Annotated in this window: 1 pseudogene; it reads right to left on the bottom strand. The window is 48.3% G+C overall.

The features are described from left to right. A pseudogene (locus WFK85_RS23395) lies at positions 1-660 on the bottom strand (phage tail protein); the annotation flags it as partial.

Genomic DNA, 660 nt, shown 5'->3' with positions numbered 1-660 from the left:
CAAGGAACCGTCATCAGACTCTGATGCACTGATAAGTGTGCCAGCAAATGTGGCGTCTTTTGTTATATCTCCGGTCGGCGTTGGATAAGTTACGCTTATTGTGAAAGTGACAGCGTGCGGAAGAGCAAGACCGATAAAGTATTCAAACTCAGCCTGTTTCACAATTTTCATCGCTATCTGTCCACCGGAGTATGTACCGCTCACAATGGTGTTAGCTGTTGCGCTCTCAACAGGGAAGTTGCTTGCCTCATTCTGTCCTGGAACTTCCTGTCCATCGACATCATCAAAGCCGTAACCTTCTACAATCTCAGGTATCACCTCACCTGGCTGGTAAAACTGAAATGACGCGCCGGCAAGCGACCCCAGACTGGACTCAGAATAACGAACAGATGAATAATCGTAGGTTCCGATACCTACGCACATCCATTCAGTGACGTATTTCAATCCTCCGTCGATATCGCTCTGCCTGACGTATTCAAAAATTGATTCCTGTATCAAATCCGGGAAAGAGCGAACCTGTCCGTAAATATCAGGCTTTGCTTTGTAAACACGAGCGGTGTTGGTCTGGCCCGTCAGGCTGTTGTTCGGGGAGTCGACGCTGTTTCCACCGGTGTTTGCGATAGCAGGCTTTGGTGCCAGAAACGAAAACACCTGACTAAC

It is taken from the genome of Cedecea sp. VD22 (assembly GCF_037150195.1).
Lineage (GTDB): Bacteria > Pseudomonadota > Gammaproteobacteria > Enterobacterales > Enterobacteriaceae > Cedecea.
This window is presented reverse-complemented; position numbering and strand designations above follow the sequence as displayed.